General features: G+C 73.2%; 1 pseudogene. It reads right to left on the minus strand.

From position 1 onward, the window contains the following. Positions 1-303 (minus strand): annotated as a pseudogene (locus FRW57_RS22645) (PhoH family protein); the annotation flags it as partial. Positions 304-583 lie beyond the last annotated feature (280 nt).

The following is a 583-nucleotide window of genomic DNA, read 5'->3' on the forward strand; positions in this document are numbered from 1 at the left end:
CGACAGCATCGCGATCGACCGCTCGACCACCTCGGCACCGATCGGGGCACCGGCCGCGACCGTCTCGGCCAGCTCGTCGACGAGCCGGGCGGCCAGCGCCACGTCACCGGCCGGGCCGGCGAAGGACACCTCGTTGCCCCGCACGTGGATGTCGACCCCCGGGAAACCGCGCTCGACGGCCCGCAGCACCTCGTCCGCCGGACCGAGCAGCTGGACCATGGGCACGACCGTCGGGACGACGATGCGGTGCTCCACCCGGGCAGGAGGCACGGCCGGGCGGGTGGTGGCTCGATGCTCGCTCATGTGCTCGGCGTTCGCCGTGCGCTCCTGCGAAGGTCGTCCGATCGACTGGTGGCCAGTCTACCGGCACGCTCGCGCCCAGACCGGGGTGGGCGCAGGCTGAGGGCAGGGTCCGACCACCCGGCTGGGCCCATCGTCCCCGGGGTCGGCGCCCGTGGGCCGAGCACACTGGCGGTGGGACGGGCAACGACGCCCGGACGAGCTCGGAGGTGGCGGCGTGGCCAGATACGTCAAGGACTTCAGCGAGGGCAACAAGGACCAGAAGGACCTGCTGGGCGGCAAG

This window comes from Segeticoccus rhizosphaerae (assembly GCF_009192725.1).
GTDB classification, from domain to species: Bacteria; Actinomycetota; Actinomycetes; order Actinomycetales; family Dermatophilaceae; genus Segeticoccus; species Segeticoccus rhizosphaerae.